We start from the raw sequence: 20742 nt of genomic DNA on the forward strand, positions 1-20742 counted from the left end.
TATCATTAAAATTTATGAGGTATATAATCGCTATCGTCTTTTCGATATTCTCTTTGGGTGCTGCTGCACAAAGCGGATACTTTGAAGATGCCTTACGATTCAGTCAAAGCTTCCCAGCAGGTTCAGCACGAATCATGGCCATTGGGGGTACACAGTGGTCTCTAGGTGGTGATGTATCAAATATCGCCGGCAATCCTGCGGGCTTAGGTTTTTTCAGAAAATCAGAAGCTTCAATTAGCTTGGGATATAGTGATTGGGGAGTTCAGACAAATTATCTTGGACAAAATAGATCCTACAACACTTCTAATTTTTCTGCACCTAACCTATCCATCGTATTTGCCAACCCAAAAGGAGTAATGGAGAGGGGTTCATTCAAAGGTGGGTCTTGGGGAATAAGTATCCAGCGTATTGCAAATTTCAATTCTGAGTTTGGATATTTTTCAGATGCTTTAGGAGAAACCTCAATTATTGATTTTTACCTCCAAGATGCTTTTGGTATACCTGAAAGCCAAATTGAAACATTTGGTATCACCGGAATGGCATATCAAACTTATCAGATAAATCCAGTAGCATTTGATCAGGATGGCAACCCCATTGCCAATCCAGACACTTATGATTCCTTTGTTTTAGGGCTCCCCTTTCAGGATGAAAACGTTTTGCAGGAAGGCTCATCCAACCAGATTACCTTTGGATATGGAGCCAACTTCGACCATAAGCTTTTCATAGGAGGTTCTTTGGGAATAAGATCGCTCAGTTATTTCTCACAGAAAGTTTATAACGAAGAGTTCATTGATGAACCTCTTTTTGCAAGCTCCCTTCGTGAGGATTTGTTTATCAACGGGGCAGGATTCAATCTAAATGTAGGAGTAATCTATAAGCCGATCGACTTCTTGAATTTAGGATTCAACTTCCAGAGTCCTACTTGGTATGGATTGAATGAAGAATATCAAGCTTCCATGGTCGCTGAGTATAACAACTTCTATTATGAACCTGAGGATATCACCTTAGGTAGACAAGAAGCCGTGACGGATCTTTTCATTAACAACTTTAGATTAAACACACCATTGAGATTGGGTGGTGGAGCTACTTTCTTCCTGGGGAAAAATGGTTTTATCTCAGCCGATGTGGACTGGGTTGATTATTCTGCAGCAAGAATCAACTCCAATAGCTTCAATGAAGGACCGGATAACCAGGCCATTCAAAGCCTATACACTAGTACAATAAATTATCGAATCGGTGCTGAGGGCAGAATTAACAAGTTTTACATCAGAGGAGGTTATGCTCATTTTGGGGACCCTTTTGCAGATAATTTTATTGATAGAAGTACCACTCAGATCAGTGGAGGTCTTGGAGTAAGGCTCAACAGCTTCAATATTGACTTTGCTTTGGTGAGCCAACAATCTAGTGCATTGTACCAGTCTTATCAGGTCCTAGACAGTCAAAATAATAATATCGGACCAATTACCGATGTAGAAAATTCAATTATCAATGGTGTATTAACTATCGGATTGACTTTTTAAAATACTTATCAATTCCATAATCAGAAACTCAGCGGAGAAATCATTTCCGCTGAGTTTTATTTTGGCCTGATCATAAAACCTTCCACGCTGAGCGAGTAGATTTTTTAACTTCAAGGTGATTTCGCCGGCATCCAAACCTTCAAACATTGGTCTATTAGATACCCTGGAGTGTTGAAGTCTAGAGGAAATTTCATTCAAGGGCACATCCAGATAGACTGAGATTCCCTTTTGATTGATGAGGTCCATATTATCGTTGAAACATGGACATCCACCGCCTGAAGCCAAAACAAAAGACTCTTTATTGCTTAGCACCCTTTCAAGTTCTTTTGATTCTAATTCGCGGAAAGCCCCCTCTCCCTTTTCTGAAAAAATCATGGGAATGGTTTTTCCAGACTGCTGCTCAATCAGCCTATCCAGATCTAAAAAATCAACTCGAAGTTCTTTTGCCAAGACCTTACCAAAGGTACTTTTCCCTGATCCAGGAAGTCCGACAAGAACAACTTTGAGCGCCTCCATCATTGAATAAATAAATCTAGAGCTTCAGAAGCAGTAGGCGTATTGTTGTGGTGATATTTAGCTAAAACGGTACCATCCTTCATGATTACAATACCCGGGTTGGATCTAATAATCGTTTTTACAACAGTTGCATCCGACTGCATCCCAATAATACTCCAGCCATTCTTTGAAATAAAAGCATCGATCTCTTCCTGAGGTGCAGCCGCCATCAGTACCACATCGACCGGAGCTCCTTCCATGTTTTTAACCAAATCGTGAATATCCGGCAAATTATCCTGGTCAAATTTCCCCATGTTAGGGCTCAAAATCAGAACTTTATTGCCTGCAAAAATGAAATCAGACTGATCTCCTGACTCATTCCAAACTGAGAAATCCGAAATCTTTGGTAAAGCATCAGGGTTTTTCAAATTCATCTCTACAAATTCATAACTCTTGTCTGTAGGGTATTGATCCATGGTGAGCAATTCTCCGTCTTTTTTCATGACATATGAATATTGCAATGGTTCGGACGGCTGCATATTGGTGGGAATATTTACCCCTACTTTATACGCACGAAAATCTATAAAAGGTAGATTCTTGATAGCGGTCAGTGAAAGGACAAAACAGAAGACACCAACCAACCACACAACACGTTTCTGCCAAGCTGAGGAAGATTTGGGCAAATGCTTTTTTAAAGCCAGGATTCCCAAAATCATCACCAGCAATATAATATCCTTATAAAAAGACTCCCATGGTGTCAACTTGATAGCATCTCCAAAACATCCACAGTCAGTCACCTTATTAAAATAGGCAGAAAAGAAGGTGAGAAAGGTGAAGAAAAGGATCATTCCGGTCAAAGACCAGACCGTCAACTTACTTCGAACCCCAAGTATGAGCATTACCCCAAGGACTACCTCAAGTACTACTAGAAAAACTGCTAAATAAAGAGCAAATGGCTTCAAATAAATAAAAAAGCCCGCAATATCATTGGAAAAAACATCGAAATACTCCTCCAATTTGATGGCTGTTCCGACCGGATCATTGACTTTGATCAGTCCTGAAAAAATAAATAAGCCTCCTACCAAAATTCTTAAAACCCAGAGTATCCCTTTAGCTATCATGATGGTATCCCATTTTGATTAAACAAAAAACTGCATAATTAATCATATCCTGATAATTTGCCTCAATTCCTTCAGAGACCAGTGTTTTGCCCTGATTATCTTCGATTTGCTTCAGACGAAGCAATTTCATCAGGATAATATCAGTCATAGAACTGACTCTCATATCACGCCAAGCTTCGCCATAGTCATGATTTTTATTTTCCAATAAGCCCCTGGTCAAATCTACCCACTGATCGTAATGCTTTTCCAACTCCTCAAAAGGGAGTTCCATTCGTTCATCATCTTTGAAGGATATCTGTATTAAAGCGATGAGAGAATAATTGATAATCCCTATAAAATCATCTTCCAATGGATCATCTATTTTCTGACTCCCCTTCTCCTGTACGGAACGAATCCGTTGAGCTTTGATGAAAATCTGATCTGTAATAGATGCAAGACGCATTATCCGCCAAGAAGTCCCATAATCGAGCGTTTTCTTACGAAAGAGTTCTTTACATCGACTGATTACTTGTGTATATTCGCTATTGGTTTTAGTTTCCAATTTCTTGCTGTTTTAATGAGCCTTATATCTTTTCCTTCGACGATCGAAGATAAATTATTTCCTCAAAAGATTACACTACAAATCAAAGGAAGACTGATTCTATGGGACGAAACTCAAATAATGGGAGTTATGAATCTCACTCCGGACTCTTTTTATGAGGGAAGTAGGCTTAAATTAAATAAAGAGGAAGTCTTGGGAAGAGCCCAACAAATGATTAATGATGGCGCTGACATACTTGACATTGGGGGCTACAGTAGTAGACCAGGTGCCGCAAATATTAGTATTGAAGAAGAAATCCAACGAATCGAAGATCCTATACACTGGATCAGCGAAGAATTTCCTGAAATAATTATTTCTGTGGATACATTTAGGTCAGAGGTAGCAAGACGTGGAATAGAAGCAGGAGCTCATATGATCAATGACATTTCAGGAGGCTCACTCGATCCAAATATGTATGAAACCATTTCTGAATTATCAGTACCCTATATCATCATGCATATGCAGGGAACACCTCAAAACATGCAGGGAAAAACCGATTATGAAAATATTTTACGGGAAATCTTGAACTATTTCTCAGAAAAGCTACATATTATAAGAGAGTTTGGCATCAAAGATGTGATTATTGATCCAGGGTTTGGATTTGCAAAGACACTGGAGCAAAATTACTTTCTGCTCAAAAATTTGGAGCTTTTTGATATGATCAACCTTCCGATTTTGGTAGGATTATCTCGAAAATCCATGATTTATAAACTGCTGGAAGTGGAACCTTCTGAAGCCCTAAACGGCACCACTGCATTGAATATGGTGGCTTTAATGAAAGGAGCTAACATACTAAGAGTACATGACGTAAAAGAAGCAAACGAAACCCGAAAACTATTTAAACAACTCTACGCTTGACCTTTCTTTTTAAAATAGGATTCCTAGATGTATCCATCGTCAATATGATTGATATTGCGTTGGTATCTATGCTATTGTATCAGGTCTACAAGCTTTTGAAAGGTAGCGTAGCGATTAAGATTTTTCTTGGTTTCCTGTCGATTTACCTGATTTACTTATTGGTATTGGCCCTACGGATGGAATTGTTATCCTCGATTTTGGGTCAATTCATGGGAGTCGGTGTTTTAGCTGCTATTATCATCTTCGCTCCTGAGATCCGTAAATTTCTCCTTCTCATAGGACGATCCTCCCTCCTTTCCAGCGATAATATGTGGAGAGATATTCTCTTTTTCTGGAAAAAGAAAGACGATACCTCCTTCAACATTAATCCAATCATTGAGGCTTCAAAAACCCTTGCCGGTAGTAATACAGGTGCATTGATGGTCATTTCGAAAAGTACCGAATTGAAGTTTTATGCAGAAAGTGGAGATATTTTGGATGCTGAGCTTTCTAAAAGACTATTGATTTCGATTTTCAATAAGTACAGTCCTCTACACGATGGTGCTGTCATCATTCACAACGGTAAAATCAAAGCCGCACGCTGTATTCTTCCTGTGACCGAGCGAGAGGTTCCTGCTCAGTTTGGATTGAGGCACCGAGCGGGGATCGGAATGTCGGAAACTACCGATTCACTAGTCTTGATTGTTTCGGAAGAGACAGGACAGATCTCCATGGCCAAAAATGGAAAGATTCTGCACAACATGTCTTTTCAGGAAGTGAGAGAAACACTCAATGATTACCTAGCCAACCATGATGTCAATGAGCGCTTCGAAGACCTCGAAGAATATGAAATGAAGAAACGGAGAAAAATGGCCATGACGAGTAAATCTTAATCATCTGATGATCGGAATAGAAATGGGCCAAAAAGTTCTTTTTCCTCTAAACAAAGCGATCGCATTCCAAATACAGAAAGTAACGGCTAGGGAGACTGCAATCGCATTGACCCAAATCATAATTTCAAATAATTCATGAAATCCATTTAAGGAAATGTCACCATTGGTGCTTGGCAGAAGCTTAATCCAAGAAATGGCACGAAGTAGATAGATTGGAATAGCCATCAATATTAAGAAATTGATCATTTTCTTACCCAAATCTTCAACTCCTGTAACCTTTCCTCGTCGGTTTAGCCATAAAATCAATGGGATAAAAATCCCTAAAAATGGAGAAAATATAAACGTAAGCCCTGATAAAGCCATCGTACTTAAAAATCCCCTATTATCCTCAATAGACCAATCAAGAACCTCTTCCGGGCTTTTGCCAAAGATTTGAAAAAGCCTTTGAACAGTATCTCCCCTTGGGGTTGTTTCAGCATTTTCAAACCGCTGCACCGTACGTAAACTTACACCTGCTTGCAATGCCAACTCCTCTTGAGATATTCCCCTTTTGGTTCGAAGATTTCTCAGTTGATTTCCTAGTTTATTTTCCATTTTTTAGCTCAATCATTTTTTCAAAACTAAGCCCCCATGAGATAAAGGCAAAAATTAGCTTACGTCATTTCTACGTCATTCATGACGCCAAATAAAAAACCCGATCTGATCGCTCAAATCGGGATATTTTATTTCCAAAAAGAAATTTTAAGAAAGTACACCAAGTTCTTTTCCTACCTCAATAAAAGCTTGAATTGCTTGGTCCAAATGCTTCTTATCATGTGCTGCCGATATTTGCACCCGAATTCTTGCCTGACCCTTAGGTACCACTGGATAATAGAATCCTATGACATAAATATCCTTCTCCAATAATTTTTCGGCCATTTTTTGAGACAAGACCGCATCATAAAGCATGATAGGTACGATAGGGTGTTCGCCGGGCTTGATATCAAAGCCTGCTTCTTCCATTTTACTTCGGAAGTACTTCGTATTGTCTTCTAGCTTATCTCGTAGTTCTGTAGTTTCCGAAAGCAAGTCAAAAACAGCAATGGAAGCTCCTGTAATCGAAGGTGCAAGGGTATTAGAAAACAGATAAGGTCTCGAACGCTGGCGAAGTAATTCGATGATTTCTTTCTTACCAGAAGTAAAACCACCTGAAGCTCCTCCCAATGCCTTTCCCAGAGTCCCGGTAATGATATCAAGCTTACCCATCACGCCTCTATGTTCGTGAACTCCCCGACCTGACTTTCCTATAAATCCGGTGGAGTGGCATTCATCGGACATGACCATGGCTTCATATTTTTCAGCCAATTCTACGATTTTATCCAGCTGGGCGATTGTACCGTCCATAGAGAATACTCCATCGGTCACAATCACAATTTGCTTTGCCCCTGCTTCACGAGCTTCTTTTAGTTTCTCTTCCAAATCGCTCATATCATTATGCAGGTAGCGAAAGCGCATAGCCTTACATAAACGGACACCGTCAATGATAGAAGCGTGATTGAGAGCATCAGAAATAATCGCATCTTCAGGACCTAGTAGAGGCTCAAATACACCACCATTCGCATCGAAAGCCGCTGCATATAAGATGGTATCTTCCGTGCCTAAAAACTCGGATATCTTTCGCTCTAGCTCTTTATGGATATCTTGAGTTCCACAGATAAATCGTACTGAAGAAAGACCAAAGCCATGAGAATCAATCGCTGCCTTTGCTGCTTCAATAATTTTGGGATGAGATGAAAGACCCAAATAATTATTGGCACAAAAATTCAAAACTTTTTTTCCACCTTCGATCGTAATTTCAGCTCCCTGTGGAGAGGTAATTACTCTTTCTTTTTTAAATAAACCTGCTTCTTTAATCTCTGCAATTTCTTGTTCAAACTTGGGTTTAATCTGTTGATACATGTTGATTGGTTTTTGATCAGCTTATTCTTTTTATTGATTTCCCATTCGTCAAAAAACGCCATGGGACATCGGTTTTTTATTACTTTTGCGCAAGCAAACCCAAATATAATCAAAAAGCCAGGCATCACTAGCCGGGAAGAATTTACTCCTTTCTCATGGAAAAAATCCTAGTAATTGGAGCTGCAGGACAGCTCGGATCTGAACTTACCAAAGCCCTTACAGACCGGTTCGGTTCGGAACATGTCATCGCTACAGACTTGAATGCTGACGCAAAGGAAAAATTTGACTTCTGTAGATTTCAGGTTTTGGATATCATGGATCAAGAGAGTGTCCGAAGCTTAGTTAAAAACGAAAAAATTACACAGATTTATCATCTTGCCGCTGTGCTTTCGGCTACAGGGGAAAAACGGCCTCTTTTTGCATGGGAGCTTAATATGGATAGTCTTCTTTTTGTATTAGAATTGGCTCGGGAATTCAATCTAGATAAAATTTATTGGCCTTCTTCTATTGCTGTATTCGGACCCAATACTCCAAAGATCAATACACCACAATATTGTGTAAAAGAACCCAATACCGTCTATGGCATTTCAAAGCAGGCGGGAGAAAGATGGTGCGAATATTACTTCCAAAAATATGGAGTAGACGTTAGAAGCTTGAGATATCCTGGACTTATTGGATACAAGGCACTACCCGGCGGAGGCACGACTGACTACGCAGTGGATATATACCACAAAGCCTTAAATGGAGAGAAATTCACATGCTTCTTAAGGGAAGACTCCATGCTGCCAATGATGTACATGCCTGACGCTATCAAAGCCACCATAGACCTAATGGAAGCACCAATTGAAAATGTCAAAATACGGTCAAGCTACAATTTGGCAGGGATGAGCTTTTCGCCAAAGGATATCTATGAAAGCATCTTGGAGCACCACCCTGATTTCAAAATCAACTATGAACCTGATTTCCGTCAGCAGATCGCTGATGGATGGCCAGATAGCATCGATGACCATTTTGCCAGAGATCACTGGGGCTGGAAACCAGCATACAGTCTGAAAGAAATGACAAAAGATATTTTAGAGAACTTACCGAAATTTTTTCCAATCAAACTCTAACCTCAGAATCAGAAAAGAATAAAATTGCCTCCAAAATATTATGCGCATCAGCCTTTTGCATAATATTAGCACGATGCCTTTCAACAGTTCGCTTTGATAAGCCAAGGCTTTGCGCGATCTCTTTGAGTGGTAGACCTTTGGATGAAAGGTCTAAAACCTGCCTTTCCCTTTTTGTAAGCTTTCCATAATCATTTGAAAAGCCATTGTTGTTATGTCCCTGGTAGTTCTCGTTTGTTAAAAGATAAAGGTCCTTGAAAGACTCTTTTTGAGGCTTTGATACCGGATGAATTTCAGCAATAAATCTGGAAGATCTATTAGAAACACTAATGGTTCGAATATGGAATAACTCATTGTTTTGACGCAATCTCACATTTAAGAATTCGACCGACTTTACTAACTGGTGTTCAAACCTTTGCATATTTAAAGAATTCGACTCGTGTGATTCGAAATCAAAAAGTTTAAAGAATTCTTTTCCGATAATACTTTTCTCATTTAGTAAGTTGGCACTTTTAAAAAAAGCATGATTTGCGCGCTCTACAATACCCCTTTTTACAAACATTTTGGGATTACTCGAATTATCAAAAAATAGTTTATAATCTTTAGAGTTATAAAAACTAAAAAACCTTTTTTTATCTTGAGAATTCTTGAGCTTATTTATCGCACTACTAATATCCAAGGGTAGAAATAAGATGTTTTCCACTCCCGCCTCAAGAGCAATATAGATTTCTTCTTTGCCACAGGATTTTCCTAGAACCAGAAAAAAAGCAACGTTATTTTCTAAAAACACAGGTTTAAGCTTACGATGGAATTTAAGCCACTCCCGCTTACAGCTATGATCGTCAAAAAAAATGAAATCAAATTTTTCAAAATACTCATAGGAAGGCAAGGCTTCATCCAAAATTATTTTATCTAAAATAAATTTGGACGAAATCTCATCAAGAACCTGAATCAAATTTGATTCTAGAACCAGGTTTTTACCAATAAGTAGAGCCCTCACCACCATTCAATAATTTTTTTATTGATCACCAGTAGCAAAAGTCCAAGTAGGGCTATTTGCTACATTCCTTCCTTCATACTTTGCAACCACATACCAGAAGTAGGTAGTATTTGGTTTCAAACCTGTGACATTGGCCTCATTAGTAGGCAAGTTCTCACCCACCAAATCCTGGACAGTACTATTTGACTCAAAAATAAATACTGAATAAGCCAATGGAATACCTGGATTCTCCTGATCCACATTCCAAGAGAAAGTAAAACTCAGATCTTGATTGACAGCTCCATTTCCTGGAACTGGATCAGAGAGTATTACACTTCCTACATTATTTTCATCCTCTAAAAGAAAAAAGGTGACCGCAGTATTCTCTTCCTCATAAACAGCGACGTTAATCGTTCCATTTAGAAAGTCTTTTTTTCTAGCAGTAATAACAACATCACCATCCTTAATCTTTTCTAATTGAAAGGTCCCACCTTCGTCAGTCAATACGGCATTGCTAGATGGAGTAGTCGTAATAAGTACTCCTTGCAATGGCTCGTAGGTATCACCATCCACAACTATCCCAGATATGGATCCGAAACGCTCAATGTCAAAAGTTTCTTCTTCACATGCCGTAGTAAAGATCAGAAAGAAAACGAGCAAAAAGCCCCCTATTTTTTTATTTTGCATTATTTCCTATATAAAATCGTAATCCTAAATTCACTCCCCATATCAAATCATTAAAGCTTCCTGATTCAATGCCATCATATTGATCATTTAGCATTTGGTTTAGAAAAAGCTTACCAGTAAGTGCTGTACCCCCTGATAACATATACTCCAATCCTCCACCATATTTTACATATGGTAAATAGGTATTTTGAGAAAAACCTACCTGATCAGTGAAATCAAAAAAGGAGCCCGCTCCAACAGATACAAAAGGCGATAGCTTACCAGTCGAATTAGCCATATACAAAAGGCTTAAATCACCGTGGTAATCAACCGATCTAAACAATTCAGGCACCTCTATTTGATGAAAGCCAAAGCCTCCCTCCATATAAAGTGAATTAGATAACTTGAATGCTAGAGAACCTGTAAAACCTGGTCTGAATGCCGTTCTAGAGTAATCTCCTACGTAAGTTTGGAAATTTCCACTTAGGGATAAAAATATATTGGATCGATCCACCCCTTGGTGTAGTCTTCCTATATAATCAGTTTTTTGATTCTCCTCTTTTTCTAACTGATAGGCCTGCATGACTTGGGCTGTAGTATCATTTTCTGATTTAAAATTCCACAAACCGTCAACCACTCCTTCTAAAATCATACTATGAACCGCCTTTTCTACAGCCTCTGTAATAGCCATTTCAGTAGGTTCGTTGTAAGTATATCCCGTTTCAGCCTCCAAGAGTCTTTTGAATTTGACGTACCGGAAAAACCCAGCTGAAACTTCTTGGGAAAGAATAGATTTAGTGGTGTAAACCGTCTTCAAAATCTTTCCATTATTTGTGGAGACAGCTCTTAGATAAATACTTACCCGATCTTCTCTATATTGAGATGATGCATCAGCTCCAAAGTAACGAACGCCAGCACCTCCAGTGAAAATATTCGTCTCATAAGAAATAATGCCTCCCTCTAACAAAACTCCTGCAAAAAGGAGTGGCGGTAGGAGAATATTAGTCGTTCCTTCATATTGCTCCCGACTAGAGCGAATGATTTTTCTTTCATTCAATAGATTAGAGATATTCTCACGCTCGATCGGAACAAACCAACCAGATTCTTCCAAAGCTCTGATTAAGATATTGGTAGCTCCTTGGGTGACTGCCGTAGACCAGTTTGCACCGACATTTGACTCTTTGTATTGGCCTGTTTGATCTCGAAACTTGTAGACTGCTACAAAAATAGGCTCAGCGGGCTCAGGCAAACCAAGCAATTCCGATTTGAAAGGTGTTTCAGGACCTAAACGAGCATCTCTATCATTGAAAGGTTGATAAAAAGATGGAGCACAGCCGTATCCGAAACATAGAACTAACAATAAAACTACAAAAATAAACCTTTTGTAGCTGTGAATAGATTTGAGTTGCATTTAACTTTTTTGATTAAAAAAATGGAACCTCAATAATTGAGGTAGCCCCGGTCACATTATCAATAATCGTGACAATGAGCCCTGAACCTGAATTTGAAATATCTATTTGATAATCCCCTAAATTATAGGATCCTGACTCTAAAGACTCCTCTCCAAATTGCCGATCAATAATCTCTCTGGAAAGTCTACTTAAAATTTGCCGATTTAAGCTTTCGGAGAAATCGTTTAAAGGGTCCTGACCAAAACCAAGGCGATCATCTCTGCTAGCAGGATCTTCAAAAGTATCCTGAGCTTGAGCTGAACTCAACAACCACTGGTAGTTAAATGTATTTCCTCCAAACGCAGGGTTTTGGGGAGTATAGACTAATCGTTGGGCGAATAAATCTGATAATCCAATCAAAGAAAATACAAAAGCGAATAATATGACTTTTTTCATTTGGTAGTTTAGTTAAAATATTCCTGTACCTTTTCTTTCTTCTCCATCCAATTGCCTAACTAACTCTTCGTATTGAATCAAATACTGCTGAGTAATCCCAATTGATTGTTTTGCTAGCTCTTCCACTATATCTGTTCTTGGTTGTAGAAAAGATTGAAAGACCGTTATTTCATTAATGGATATTTCAATCGTGGTAGTGTTAAGTCTGAATGGCTTCTCAACTATGAAAATGGAAAAGTTACTTGCCTCCGGTGGAGCAACCCAATCTCTATAGAAGAAATCATAAAAGTCTCTTCCACTTTTTGTTTTTGTATCATCAATTAGAAGCCCATCTATCTCCAGAACAACCTCTGAACTACTTTTTTGAGCCTCCTGCTTTTTTATTGATTCTAGGAGAGTTTGAAGTTCTTGTATCGTGGACTCCTTCTTGGCAGTATCCAAAGCAATCCTAGTAGTATCTGACTGAGCCCAAGCAAAACTCGTCGAAAAACAAAAAATAAAAATAGAAATCCTAAAATAAATCCAAAGCCTTGTCATCAATACGCTTTTATTAAAATTTAGAATAAATAAATCAATTAAAAGCGAATTTTCCAACAATTATTGTCTCATTGGAAAATTAAAGGTGGTAGTGGAAATATTAAGAGTCATACCTGCACCTCCTATCCCAGAAGTTTGAGTTACAGATACGGGTGCTTGAAATGGGTCAATCAATGCAGTTAAACTAGAGCCATTACCTATTTGGGTAGCTTCAAAAGTTTGATTTCCCGAACCAATAAATCCATTACCTAAAAGTGCAACATCGATCTGGTTATTGTTCCCCAGTTGATTGAGGGTTGCAATTCGTGCCCCTATACCATCATTCTCAATATATGCGTTGATAGTATTATTATTGCCAGCTTGATTTGCATTTAAAGTGATGTTTTGGCCGATTGTCCATAGACCTGCATCATTAGAGTTACCCGTCTGGGTCAACATTGCACGATTTTGTCCTCCCGCTTGATCTACATAGCCAATATTATTATTCCCATTTTGATTCAGCATAACTAAATTTTGACCTTGCTGAAAAACAGTTGCACTATTCCTGTTACCAACTTGCATTACCATAGCACTATTATTCTGAAGCATGACATCCGGTGAAATGATCTGATTGGAAACTAACTCCTCTTCCCGCTCACTTTGACTCTCTTGCGAAAAGGCAGAAATAGAACTGATTAAGAAACACATACATATGAGAAAAAATAATTTGGGCCTATTCATGTGATCTTGATTTAGTTTTGTGTTGTATACGAAGAATTACGGAACCCGGTTTGGGTAGAAGTAGCAATATTTCCGATTCCCGTTTGCTCTATGATTGAAGAATTCAAAATACCCCGCTGGATAATAATTCCAGAATTGGAATCGCCAGTCTGAAGTAAGTCTGCTAAATTTTCTTCACCTCGCTGAAATGCCTCCCCATAGTTATCATCACCAAAGGCATCTTGACTAGATTCGTTGTCAAAACCTCTTTGAGTAGTGAAGTGAGTATTTCTTACACCATCCTGAATAAGAAGTGCATAATTATTTTCACCTCGCTGAATGATTCCTACATCAGCACGGAAATTAGATCCTGCGAAATTTCTTCTACCAGTTTGAATTGACTCAATCTCATTTCCTTCTCCAATTTGACGCGTACCTAGGGAATTTCTGTTTCCATCCTGCTGTGAATCCATCAAGTTTTCGTCTCCAAATTGAAGTGAGCGTGCGATGTTACGATTTCCATTTTGAAACTGATATGCCTCATTAGAGTAATCACTTGGAAGTACAGCAGCAGCTTGGATTGAGTTTGGAGCAATCACTTGCCCTCCATTTAAGCTATTCTGTACAATTCGAGCACGATTACGATTTCCATCCTGATCTTGGATAGCTAAATTAAAGCCAGCACCAAACTGACCGATCCGAGCAGTATTTCTGTTACCTACCGAAAGCTGGTCTGCGACATTCAATCCAAAACCCAATTGACGAACAGTCGCCAAGTTTCGATTTCCATCTTGAGATTGAAAGGCAAAATTAGAAAAACCCCGCTGACGAAGCCTGACAGTATTTTCATTACCAAGCTGAGCAACATCTGATAGATTTTCTATTCCCGTTTGGTTTTGAGTGGAACTGTTGCTATTACCCTCCTGGTCAGAGGTAGCTATATTTCCAAAGCCTTGTCCAAAAGCAATCGAACTAAATAGAAATAAGGAAGATACAAGGAGCTTTTTCATAAGAAAAAAGCTTGGCTAACTTAGTTAGCCAAGCATTTGTTGAATTTAAATTAGTTCTGAGTTACAACTGAAACGTTTCCATTTCCAACTTGGATTTGCTCAGAGAAGTTAAAGCTACCTGTCTGAGTTAGCTGAGTGAAGTTGTTGTTACCGTCAATGAACACAAATGAATCGTTAAAAGAACCATCCTGTAGTAGGATTGACTCGTTATCATTACCGATTTGAGTACCGAAGAAGAAATTACCATCACCTAGCTGAACAATATCTACAGCAAGATTTCTGTTACCTACTTGGATGAAATCCGCGCTATTACCATCACCTCTCTGGAAGGTTTTACCTCGATTATCGTTTCCATCTTGACCGATATAAGCAAAATTATTTGAGGCTCCTAATTGGTCAACTTCAGCAACGTTGTCGTTTCCAAATTGTTCGATAATCAGAAGATGCCCACTTGAGGATTGACTTCCGTCGGCATCATTTCTATTACCTACTTGTAATACAAAACCTTCATTACCTCCATTGAAAGTTCTCAGTCTTGCATCGTTTTCTTTTCCATCTTGGATGATCTCATGATAACTAGCAGCTGTACCACCTGAAAAACCTTGTCTCTGCTGGATTAGCGCCTCATTATCATTTCCAATTTGATTCATAAAAGCTACAGCATTATTTGACTGAACGCTTCCTCCACCAAATCCTCCTTGCTGTACCCTACCCATATTTCTATTTCCGTCCTGAATAAGGGTAGAAATATTATCATTACCTAGCTGATCAACAGTAGCCGAGTTGTTATTGCCTGTTTGATCAGTTGTTGAGGTGTTTCCGACACCAGTTTGGGCGAAGGAAACAGAAGCTGTAAAAGCTAATGCACCGAAGAATAAAATTGATTTTTTCATGATTTGAAATAGTTAATTGTTAGAAATTGATTAATTAAAGTTATAGTCTGTTTGTTCAGATTAAAAGTGCTGAGAAAATTTGAACAGTATTCTGCTTTTCAGAATATCTTTTTTGTATTTCATTTCAAAAGTAGCGTTTAAAAGCCGTTGTGTCAATGGGTAATTTCCGCCAGTTTATAAAATAAGTTAATGGGTAATTTTACTCAAAAATTCAGTTTATAATGTTCAAAAAAAATTTTGATCAATTACGTTCAGCCACTTTTCAGGCACGAAAATCTGATTATCAGATATGATAAACACGCCTGAGTTCTCGCGTTATAAAGGCTGAAAAAAGAGTCCCATAAGATTAAAAAGTCATCAAGAGCCCTATCAATATATTCTAGTATAGGTTGTGTTATGACAATACCTGAATTTAATTTTTAAAAGAAGCTGCTCGAAACCATACTGATTTCCAGCCTATCGCGGTCAAAAAAAAGGAATAAAAAAAGAGGCCGAAGCCTCTTTCCTAAATTTTCCCTGAAATCAAATCGGGATCAAACCCTAAAGTAATACTATCATCCGGATACAAAATGATGGGCCTTTTGACCATACTGGAATTATCCATCAGAATAGGGATGGCTGACTCTGCCTTTTCCAAGCTTTGCTTATGACCCTCATCCATTTTTCGATAAGTCATTCCTTTTCTATTAATCACAGCATCCAAACCTGCCTTTTCAATAAAACCGGTAAGCAATTCTTTCGATGGCTTTTGCTTTTTGTAATCGATGAATTCATATTCGACGCCCTTGCTTTCCAAGAAGTCGAAGGTTTTCTTCATTGTGTTACAATTCTTGATTCCGTAAACTTTCAAACTCATATCATTTACTGGTTTTTGTGAATTTCAATCATACTCTCTCGATGGGCTTCTAGAATCTTATCAATCAGCTCATCAGTCAAAGCAGTTGACAAGAATAAACTTTCAAACTGAGATGGTGCAAGATAGACACCCCGCTGTAGCATAGCTTGAAAGTATTTTCCAAACAAACCTGTATCTGCCTGCTTGGCGGATTCAAAATCCGTCACGGGCTGATCCGTGAAAAACAAGGAATACATACTTCCTACGTGATTGACAGTATAATCATAACCTAGTTCCAGGTTAATCTTCTTTATTCCTTCACTGACTTTTCTTCCAATATTCAGCAATTGACCATAAGTCTCCGGGTGACTTTGGAGATATTTCAGCATGGCCAAGCCTGCTGCCATAGCAATTGGATTTCCCGAAAGGGTTCCTGCTTGATATACCGGACCGGAAGGTGACACAAAGTCCATGATCTCCCTTCGGCCTCCATAAGCTCCTACAGGCATACCGCCACCGATTATTTTTCCAAGCGTGGTCATATCCGGAGTGACTCCATAAAGCTCCTGTGCACCGCCTGGAGCCAACCTAAATCCGGTCATCACTTCGTCGAAGATTAAGACAATACCTTCTCGGTTACAAATCTCACGTAACCCTTCCAAATACCCAGGCATTGGAATAGCTAGCCCCATATTTCCGGGTACGGGCTCGAGTATCAATGCTGCGATTTCACCTTTATTCAATCGCACCAACTCTTCAATTGCTTCCAAGTCATTATAAGGTGCCAAAAGTGTATCCTTGGCTGTACCAGCAGTCACACCGGGCGAATCCGGCTGCCCCATAGTCATCGCACCTGATCCTGCTGCAATTAAAAATGAATCACCATGACCATGGTAATGACCGATCATTTTGATAATTTTATCCTTTCCTGTATAGCCTCTGGCTACGCGAATAGCTGACATCGTAGCCTCCGTACCGGAGTTAACCATCCTGACCTTTTCTACAGAGGGCACCATGGAAATGATTAATTCCGCAATTTCAATCTCCCGAGCTGTTGGAGCCCCAAAGGATGTGCCTGACTCCATAGCCTGAATCACCGATTCTCGAATGATGGGATGGTTATGCCCCAAAATCATCGGACCCCAGCTATTGATCATTTCGATGTAGGCATTATCATTTTCATCGTAAATGAAAGCACCAGAGGCCTTTTTGATGAAAATCGGATCTCCGCCTACTGCACGGAATGCGCGCACAGGGGAGTTTACTCCACCGGGAATAAAATCTTGGGCTTTCGCAAAAAGCCGCTTACTTTCTGAAATATTCATTAATAATTTAAAGGTTTCAATTCGCCTGCTGATAGAGAAAATACAGGCACGTATCGATTAGAATTACTGTTTTGGAAGTTGAATCCCCATGTCAACTTTCCCGGAGCAAAAACCCGCTGATCCAAACTTGCACGGAAATCATATCCCAGATCAGGACGGGCATTCATCGCCACCCAGTATACTAACTCAAAACCAAGGATAGCGTTTAGGCTAGGAAGCGTAGAGTGTGTTTGATAGTATTCGTTCCTGAATAGTTTCATTGTCTCGGATTCGTAATTGGGGGTATTATTAGCGATAAAATAGTAATTCTCATGAGGAAGCATTTCATAATTAGCGAAATTGAAGCTAAGCCATGAGTCCAAGACTAAAATTGGAATTTCTGTCGCTACTGATTCTGAAAAAGATAAAATCGGGCTTGCAATATTCGGATCATCGGAAAGAATAATAACCTGATCTACATTCGCCTCTACACTATCGAGCGTGGGTCTGATACCTAAATCTGTCAAAAAAGAGGCTGCATTTCTGGGGTTCAATTCTTTAAAATCAACCAATTGAAATCCATCTGATTCAATACGTTCTTTCAATTCGTTGGCACTTCGTAGGTCTTTAGAGCTTCCTCCATAGCCAATTGCAATCCGACTACCCCAACTCTGACCTTTGACCGCTCTAAAAACTCCCTCGGATATATTATCGGCAGAAGGCCGGAAAAGGAAGCTATAATTCTTGTCCTCAAATCGATCCCCCAAGTTGGAAAGTGGGTGAATAAAAGGAATCTGTGTGGATTCAGCGAAGGCACTAACCAAATCTGTTTCTTCCGGGTAAATCGGACCAATAATCACATCGGCAGATTTCACCTTTTCATCCGAAAGAATAGACCGGAGATTATCAACTGAGCGCTTTGAATTGAAGGTACTGATACTGACACGCATTCCCTCTGACTTCAATTGGTCGATACCCAATAGAATACCCTCATATAATTCAAAAATAAAACTCTCCGGATCTGGAGACTGAGTACCTGATGAAAAAGGTAAAATCACCACCAGGTCCAAAATGTCATTTTTAACATTATTCCCGGTTGACCAATTTTCTCCCTGACCTCGAAGCTCGTAGTAAAGCGATTTTTCATCTGCTGAAAGCACGGTCTTCTTGTTAAGCACTGTACTGAGCGCAGCGGTGAAAGCTGGAATATCCTGATATTCTTTCAGGTTTCTCACCAAAAAATCAGGGCTCTGCTGAACCAGATACTTATAGGCAAGATCATTTGCCTGCTCAGTAAATGATTGAGGGAGGCTTTTCAGTAAGTCCAAACCTTCGTTAATATTCCTATTCAATAAATAGGATTCTGCTAGCAGAATTTTTGTCTCATTTTGGTTTTCCCAATTTCGACTTGCTAGTGGCTTCAGTAAACCGATAGCCGTTTCTGCCTGATTGGCCTTTAATGCTGACTCTCCTGCATGATAGGAAGCATACAAAGCCAATTTTCCATATTTTGATTCATCCTGAAAAGCTCGAAAGCTATTCATGGCATCCCAGTAAGAGCCTGAAGCCAATTGTCTTTTGGCTTGTAAATAACCCTCAGGTGCGTTTTGGGCATTTACGGTAAGCACTAAAAAAAGAAGGGCTAAAAAAAGAAGTGATTTTTGCATTCCGATCAGTTAGATAAGCTTATGGACAAATTTAAATCATTATTTCCAAACCCAAAGTTTAGGCCGAAAACCCATTCCAAAAGAAAACCCGAAGGAAACACTCCGGGTTTTTAAGATTTTTAAGAAAGCTAATGGATGAAATATCAACAAATGAACTCCAATCAGTATTTCGATTTAAGCATTTTTTAAGCATCCCTCTCACAATTTCCAAACCAATAATCTAGAAAATCAAGATTTAAGGAATTTTTTCAATCAATTAACTTTCAATTTATTCCCACTCAATGGTTGCTGGTGGCTTGGAGGAAATATCATAAACCACTCGGTTTACACCTTTCACGCGATTGATGATTTCATTGGACATTTTACCAAGAAACTCATAAGGTAGATGAATCCAATCAGCCGTCATTCCATCTACGGATCCTACCGCTCTCAAAGCTACAACCCGCTCATAGGTACGCTCATCCCCCATGACTCCTACCGACTGAATGGGAAGCAAAATGGCTCCTGCCTGCCAGACTTGGTCATAAAGCCCATGATTTTTCAATCCTTGGATAAAAATATGATCAACTTCCTGTAGAGTTTGTACTTTTTCTGGTGTGATGTCTCCCAAAATCCGAATAGCTAAACCCGGACCCGGGAATGGATGCCGTCCGATAATGGTCTCAGGAATCTCCAATGCTCGTCCTACTTCGCGTACCTCGTCTTTGAACAAGGTATTCAAAGGCTCCACCACAGAAAGCTTCATAAAATCAGGCAAGCCTCCCACATTATGATGGGATTTGATGGTGGCTGAAGGACCTTTTACAGAAACTGATTCAATCACATCGGGATAAATAGTCCCTTGACCCAGCCATTTTACGCCATCTATTTTATGCGCCTCATCATCAAATACTTCGATAAAGACCCTGCCTATTGCCTTTCTTTTAGCCTCAGGGTCTGAAATTCCAGCTAGGGCATCATAGAATCGCTGCTTGGAATCTACTCCAATGACATTCAATCCCATATCCTTGTAGGAATGTAGCACCTCTTCGAATTCATCTTTCCGAAGCAAACCATTGTCTACAAAAACGCAGGTCAACTGATCTCCAATGGCACGGTGAATCAAAGTAGCGGCTACCGAAGAGTCCACTCCACCTGAAAGTCCCATAACTACCTTATCCGAACCGATTTTTTCTTTCAGCTCCGCCACGGTGGCATCAATGAAGACATCCGAAGTCCAATCCTGAGCGCAGCCACAAATCGTTACTACAAAGTTTCTGAGAAGGTTTTTGCCCTCGGTTGAATGGGTAACCTCCGGATGGAATTGGATTCCGTAAGTTTTTTCTCCCTCGACTTTGAATGCAGCAACTTCCACCGAGGAAGTACTTGCAATCACCTCAAAGCCCTCAGGTAATTTCTTGATGGTATCTCCATGGGACATCCAAACCTGGGAACCATGAGTCATTTCTTTTAGTAAGTCATGATGCAAATCGATGTGATCTAGATTTGCTCGGCCATATTCCCGAATTGTGGAAGGCAAAACTTCACCACCATACTTCTGAGCAAGAAGCTGAGAACCATAGCAAACGCCTAGAATCGGAAGCTTTCCTCTAAGATTGTCTAAATCCAAATCAGGAGCCCCTTCGTCCCGGACACTGCAAGGAGAGCCCGAAAGAATCACGCCTTTGATGTCGGAGGTGATTTCAGGAAGGTTGTTGAAAGGATGGATTTCGCAATAAACGTTCAGTTCTCTGACTCTTCGAGCGATGAGTTGGGTGTACTGAGAACCGAAATCGAGGATGAGGATTTGTTCTGCCATGCGCAAAGGTAAGC

21 protein-coding genes are annotated in these 20742 nt (G+C 39.5%); 4 read left to right on the forward strand and 17 right to left on the reverse strand.

All coding sequences use genetic code 11. The features are described from left to right. The first annotated feature begins 14 nt into the window (after positions 1-14). A complete protein-coding gene (locus tag CDH51_RS03945) occupies positions 15-1520 on the forward strand; it encodes an OmpP1/FadL family transporter (protein ID WP_026946049.1) in 1506 nt (501 codons plus the stop codon). Here CDH51_RS03945 and CDH51_RS03950 read toward each other — a convergent pair. Genes CDH51_RS03950 through CDH51_RS03960 form a run of 3 tightly spaced genes read right to left on the reverse strand, consistent with a single transcriptional unit; the run spans position 1497 to position 3677 of the window. After that, positions 1497-2039, reverse strand: a complete 543-nt coding sequence (locus CDH51_RS03950; protein ID WP_035483433.1) for a shikimate kinase — start codon at positions 2037-2039, stop codon at positions 1497-1499. The genes CDH51_RS03945 and CDH51_RS03950 overlap by 24 nt on opposite strands. Next, a complete protein-coding gene (locus tag CDH51_RS03955) occupies positions 2036-3136 on the reverse strand; it encodes a BT_3928 family protein (RefSeq protein WP_100627345.1) in 1101 nt (366 codons plus the stop codon). Before CDH51_RS03955 ends, CDH51_RS03950 begins: the two co-directional genes overlap by 4 nt. After that, positions 3126-3677, reverse strand: coding sequence for a DUF1599 domain-containing protein (locus CDH51_RS03960; protein WP_100627346.1), 552 nt, complete (start codon positions 3675-3677; stop codon positions 3126-3128). The genes CDH51_RS03955 and CDH51_RS03960 overlap by 11 nt, the downstream gene beginning before the upstream one ends. Before the next feature lie 15 nt (positions 3678-3692). Here CDH51_RS03960 and folP point away from each other — a divergent pair, with 15 nt between their 5' ends. Both folP and cdaA read left to right on the forward strand, forming a co-directional pair. Further along, the gene (folP, locus tag CDH51_RS03965; RefSeq protein ID WP_198514254.1) at positions 3693-4574 is read left to right on the forward strand and encodes a dihydropteroate synthase; all 882 of its coding nucleotides are present in this window, start codon (positions 3693-3695) and stop codon (positions 4572-4574) included. Continuing rightward, a complete protein-coding gene (gene cdaA, locus CDH51_RS03970) occupies positions 4571-5446 on the forward strand; it encodes a diadenylate cyclase CdaA (protein WP_026946054.1) in 876 nt (291 codons plus the stop codon). Before folP ends, cdaA begins: the two co-directional genes overlap by 4 nt. Here the strand turns inward: cdaA and CDH51_RS03975 are convergent, their stop codons facing one another. Then, the gene (locus CDH51_RS03975; protein WP_100627347.1) at positions 5447-6040 is read right to left on the reverse strand and encodes a helix-turn-helix domain-containing protein; all 594 of its coding nucleotides are present in this window, start codon (positions 6038-6040) and stop codon (positions 5447-5449) included. 147 nt (positions 6041-6187) lie between these two features. Next, complete coding sequence (kbl, locus tag CDH51_RS03980) at positions 6188-7384, reverse strand: glycine C-acetyltransferase (protein WP_100627348.1); 1197 nt, start codon at positions 7382-7384, stop codon at positions 6188-6190. 155 nt (positions 7385-7539) lie between these two features. On the opposite strand from kbl, the gene CDH51_RS03990 reads away from it, so the two are divergent. After that, positions 7540-8496 (forward strand): NAD-dependent epimerase/dehydratase family protein, encoded by a 957-nt coding sequence (locus CDH51_RS03990; protein ID WP_100627350.1) that lies wholly within the window; start codon positions 7540-7542, stop codon positions 8494-8496. On the opposite strand, the gene CDH51_RS03995 is transcribed toward CDH51_RS03990, so the two are convergent. From CDH51_RS03995 to guaA, 12 genes are all read right to left on the reverse strand, one after another. Continuing rightward, on the reverse strand, positions 8486-9499 hold the full coding sequence (locus tag CDH51_RS03995) for a LuxR C-terminal-related transcriptional regulator (protein WP_100627351.1): 1014 nt from the start codon (positions 9497-9499) through the stop codon (positions 8486-8488). The genes CDH51_RS03990 and CDH51_RS03995 overlap by 11 nt on opposite strands. Positions 9500-9511: 12 nt before the next feature. Further along, positions 9512-10159, reverse strand: a complete 648-nt coding sequence (locus CDH51_RS04000; RefSeq protein ID WP_100627352.1) for a carboxypeptidase-like regulatory domain-containing protein — start codon at positions 10157-10159, stop codon at positions 9512-9514. Further along, positions 10149-11549 carry a CsgG/HfaB family protein gene (locus tag CDH51_RS04005; protein ID WP_100627353.1) on the reverse strand — a complete coding sequence of 467 codons (1401 nt, stop codon included), beginning with the start codon at positions 11547-11549 and terminating at the stop codon, positions 10149-10151. Before CDH51_RS04005 ends, CDH51_RS04000 begins: the two co-directional genes overlap by 11 nt. A gap of 13 nt (positions 11550-11562) precedes the next feature. Next, positions 11563-11985, reverse strand: a complete 423-nt coding sequence (locus CDH51_RS04010) for a curli production assembly/transport component CsgF (RefSeq protein WP_100627354.1) — start codon at positions 11983-11985, stop codon at positions 11563-11565. 12 nt (positions 11986-11997) lie between these two features. Beyond that, positions 11998-12426, reverse strand: coding sequence for a CsgE family curli-type amyloid fiber assembly protein (locus CDH51_RS04015; protein WP_157807036.1), 429 nt, complete (start codon positions 12424-12426; stop codon positions 11998-12000). Between the two features lie 156 nt (positions 12427-12582). Further along, positions 12583-13242 (reverse strand): hypothetical protein, encoded by a 660-nt coding sequence (locus CDH51_RS04020; protein WP_100627356.1) that lies wholly within the window; start codon positions 13240-13242, stop codon positions 12583-12585. An 11-nt stretch (positions 13243-13253) separates the two neighbouring features. After that, positions 13254-14231: a hypothetical protein gene (locus CDH51_RS04025; protein WP_100627357.1), complete on the reverse strand. Its 978-nt coding sequence runs from the start codon at positions 14229-14231 to the stop codon at positions 13254-13256. A gap of 50 nt (positions 14232-14281) precedes the next feature. After that, the gene (locus tag CDH51_RS04030; protein ID WP_100627358.1) at positions 14282-15124 is read right to left on the reverse strand and encodes a hypothetical protein; all 843 of its coding nucleotides are present in this window, start codon (positions 15122-15124) and stop codon (positions 14282-14284) included. Positions 15125-15629: 505 nt separating this feature from the next. Further along, complete coding sequence (locus CDH51_RS04035) at positions 15630-15980, reverse strand: Spx/MgsR family RNA polymerase-binding regulatory protein (protein WP_100627359.1); 351 nt, start codon at positions 15978-15980, stop codon at positions 15630-15632. A gap of 5 nt (positions 15981-15985) precedes the next feature. Then, positions 15986-17284, reverse strand: coding sequence for a glutamate-1-semialdehyde 2,1-aminomutase (hemL, locus tag CDH51_RS04040; protein ID WP_100627360.1), 1299 nt, complete (start codon positions 17282-17284; stop codon positions 15986-15988). Next, entirely contained in the window at positions 17284-18930 is a 1647-nt protein-coding gene (locus tag CDH51_RS04045; protein ID WP_100627361.1) for an ABC transporter substrate-binding protein, read from the reverse strand. Before CDH51_RS04045 ends, hemL begins: the two co-directional genes overlap by 1 nt. 268 nt (positions 18931-19198) lie before the next feature. Further along, entirely contained in the window at positions 19199-20728 is a 1530-nt protein-coding gene (gene guaA, locus CDH51_RS04050; RefSeq protein ID WP_024281995.1) for a glutamine-hydrolyzing GMP synthase, read from the reverse strand. Positions 20729-20742 lie beyond the last annotated feature (14 nt).

The organism is Algoriphagus formosus (assembly GCF_002807035.1).
Lineage (GTDB): Bacteria > Bacteroidota > Bacteroidia > Cytophagales > Cyclobacteriaceae > Algoriphagus > Algoriphagus formosus.

What these genes read in the sequence shown, in the direction of transcription:
- CDH51_RS04025 (WP_100627357.1), bottom strand. Translation starts at nt 14,231, where the DNA reads ATGAAAAAGCTCCTTGTATCTTCCTTATTTCTATTTAGTTCGATTGCT.
- CDH51_RS04045 (WP_100627361.1), bottom strand. Translation starts at nt 18,930, where the DNA reads ATGCAAAAATCACTTCTTTTTTTAGCCCTTCTTTTTTTAGTGCTTACC.
- CDH51_RS04030 (WP_100627358.1), bottom strand. Translation starts at nt 15,124, where the DNA reads ATGAAAAAATCAATTTTATTCTTCGGTGCATTAGCTTTTACAGCTTCT.
- CDH51_RS03995 (WP_100627351.1), bottom strand. Translation starts at nt 9,499, where the DNA reads ATGGTGGTGAGGGCTCTACTTATTGGTAAAAACCTGGTTCTAGAATCA.
- CDH51_RS03945 (WP_026946049.1), top strand. Translation starts at nt 15, where the DNA reads ATGAGGTATATAATCGCTATCGTCTTTTCGATATTCTCTTTGGGTGCT.
- CDH51_RS03950 (WP_035483433.1), bottom strand. Translation starts at nt 2,039, where the DNA reads ATGATGGAGGCGCTCAAAGTTGTTCTTGTCGGACTTCCTGGATCAGGG.
- CDH51_RS04010 (WP_100627354.1), bottom strand. Translation starts at nt 11,985, where the DNA reads ATGAAAAAAGTCATATTATTCGCTTTTGTATTTTCTTTGATTGGATTA.
- CDH51_RS04005 (WP_100627353.1), bottom strand. Translation starts at nt 11,549, where the DNA reads ATGCAACTCAAATCTATTCACAGCTACAAAAGGTTTATTTTTGTAGTT.
- folP (WP_198514254.1), top strand. Translation starts at nt 3,693, where the DNA reads ATGAGCCTTATATCTTTTCCTTCGACGATCGAAGATAAATTATTTCCT.
- guaA (WP_024281995.1), bottom strand. Translation starts at nt 20,728, where the DNA reads ATGGCAGAACAAATCCTCATCCTCGATTTCGGTTCTCAGTACACCCAA.
- CDH51_RS03955 (WP_100627345.1), bottom strand. Translation starts at nt 3,136, where the DNA reads ATGATAGCTAAAGGGATACTCTGGGTTTTAAGAATTTTGGTAGGAGGC.
- CDH51_RS04020 (WP_100627356.1), bottom strand. Translation starts at nt 13,242, where the DNA reads ATGAATAGGCCCAAATTATTTTTTCTCATATGTATGTGTTTCTTAATC.
- CDH51_RS04000 (WP_100627352.1), bottom strand. Translation starts at nt 10,159, where the DNA reads ATGCAAAATAAAAAAATAGGGGGCTTTTTGCTCGTTTTCTTTCTGATC.
- hemL (WP_100627360.1), bottom strand. Translation starts at nt 17,284, where the DNA reads ATGAATATTTCAGAAAGTAAGCGGCTTTTTGCGAAAGCCCAAGATTTT.
- CDH51_RS04035 (WP_100627359.1), bottom strand. Translation starts at nt 15,980, where the DNA reads ATGAGTTTGAAAGTTTACGGAATCAAGAATTGTAACACAATGAAGAAA.
- kbl (WP_100627348.1), bottom strand. Translation starts at nt 7,384, where the DNA reads ATGTATCAACAGATTAAACCCAAGTTTGAACAAGAAATTGCAGAGATT.
- CDH51_RS03990 (WP_100627350.1), top strand. Translation starts at nt 7,540, where the DNA reads ATGGAAAAAATCCTAGTAATTGGAGCTGCAGGACAGCTCGGATCTGAA.
- CDH51_RS03975 (WP_100627347.1), bottom strand. Translation starts at nt 6,040, where the DNA reads ATGGAAAATAAACTAGGAAATCAACTGAGAAATCTTCGAACCAAAAGG.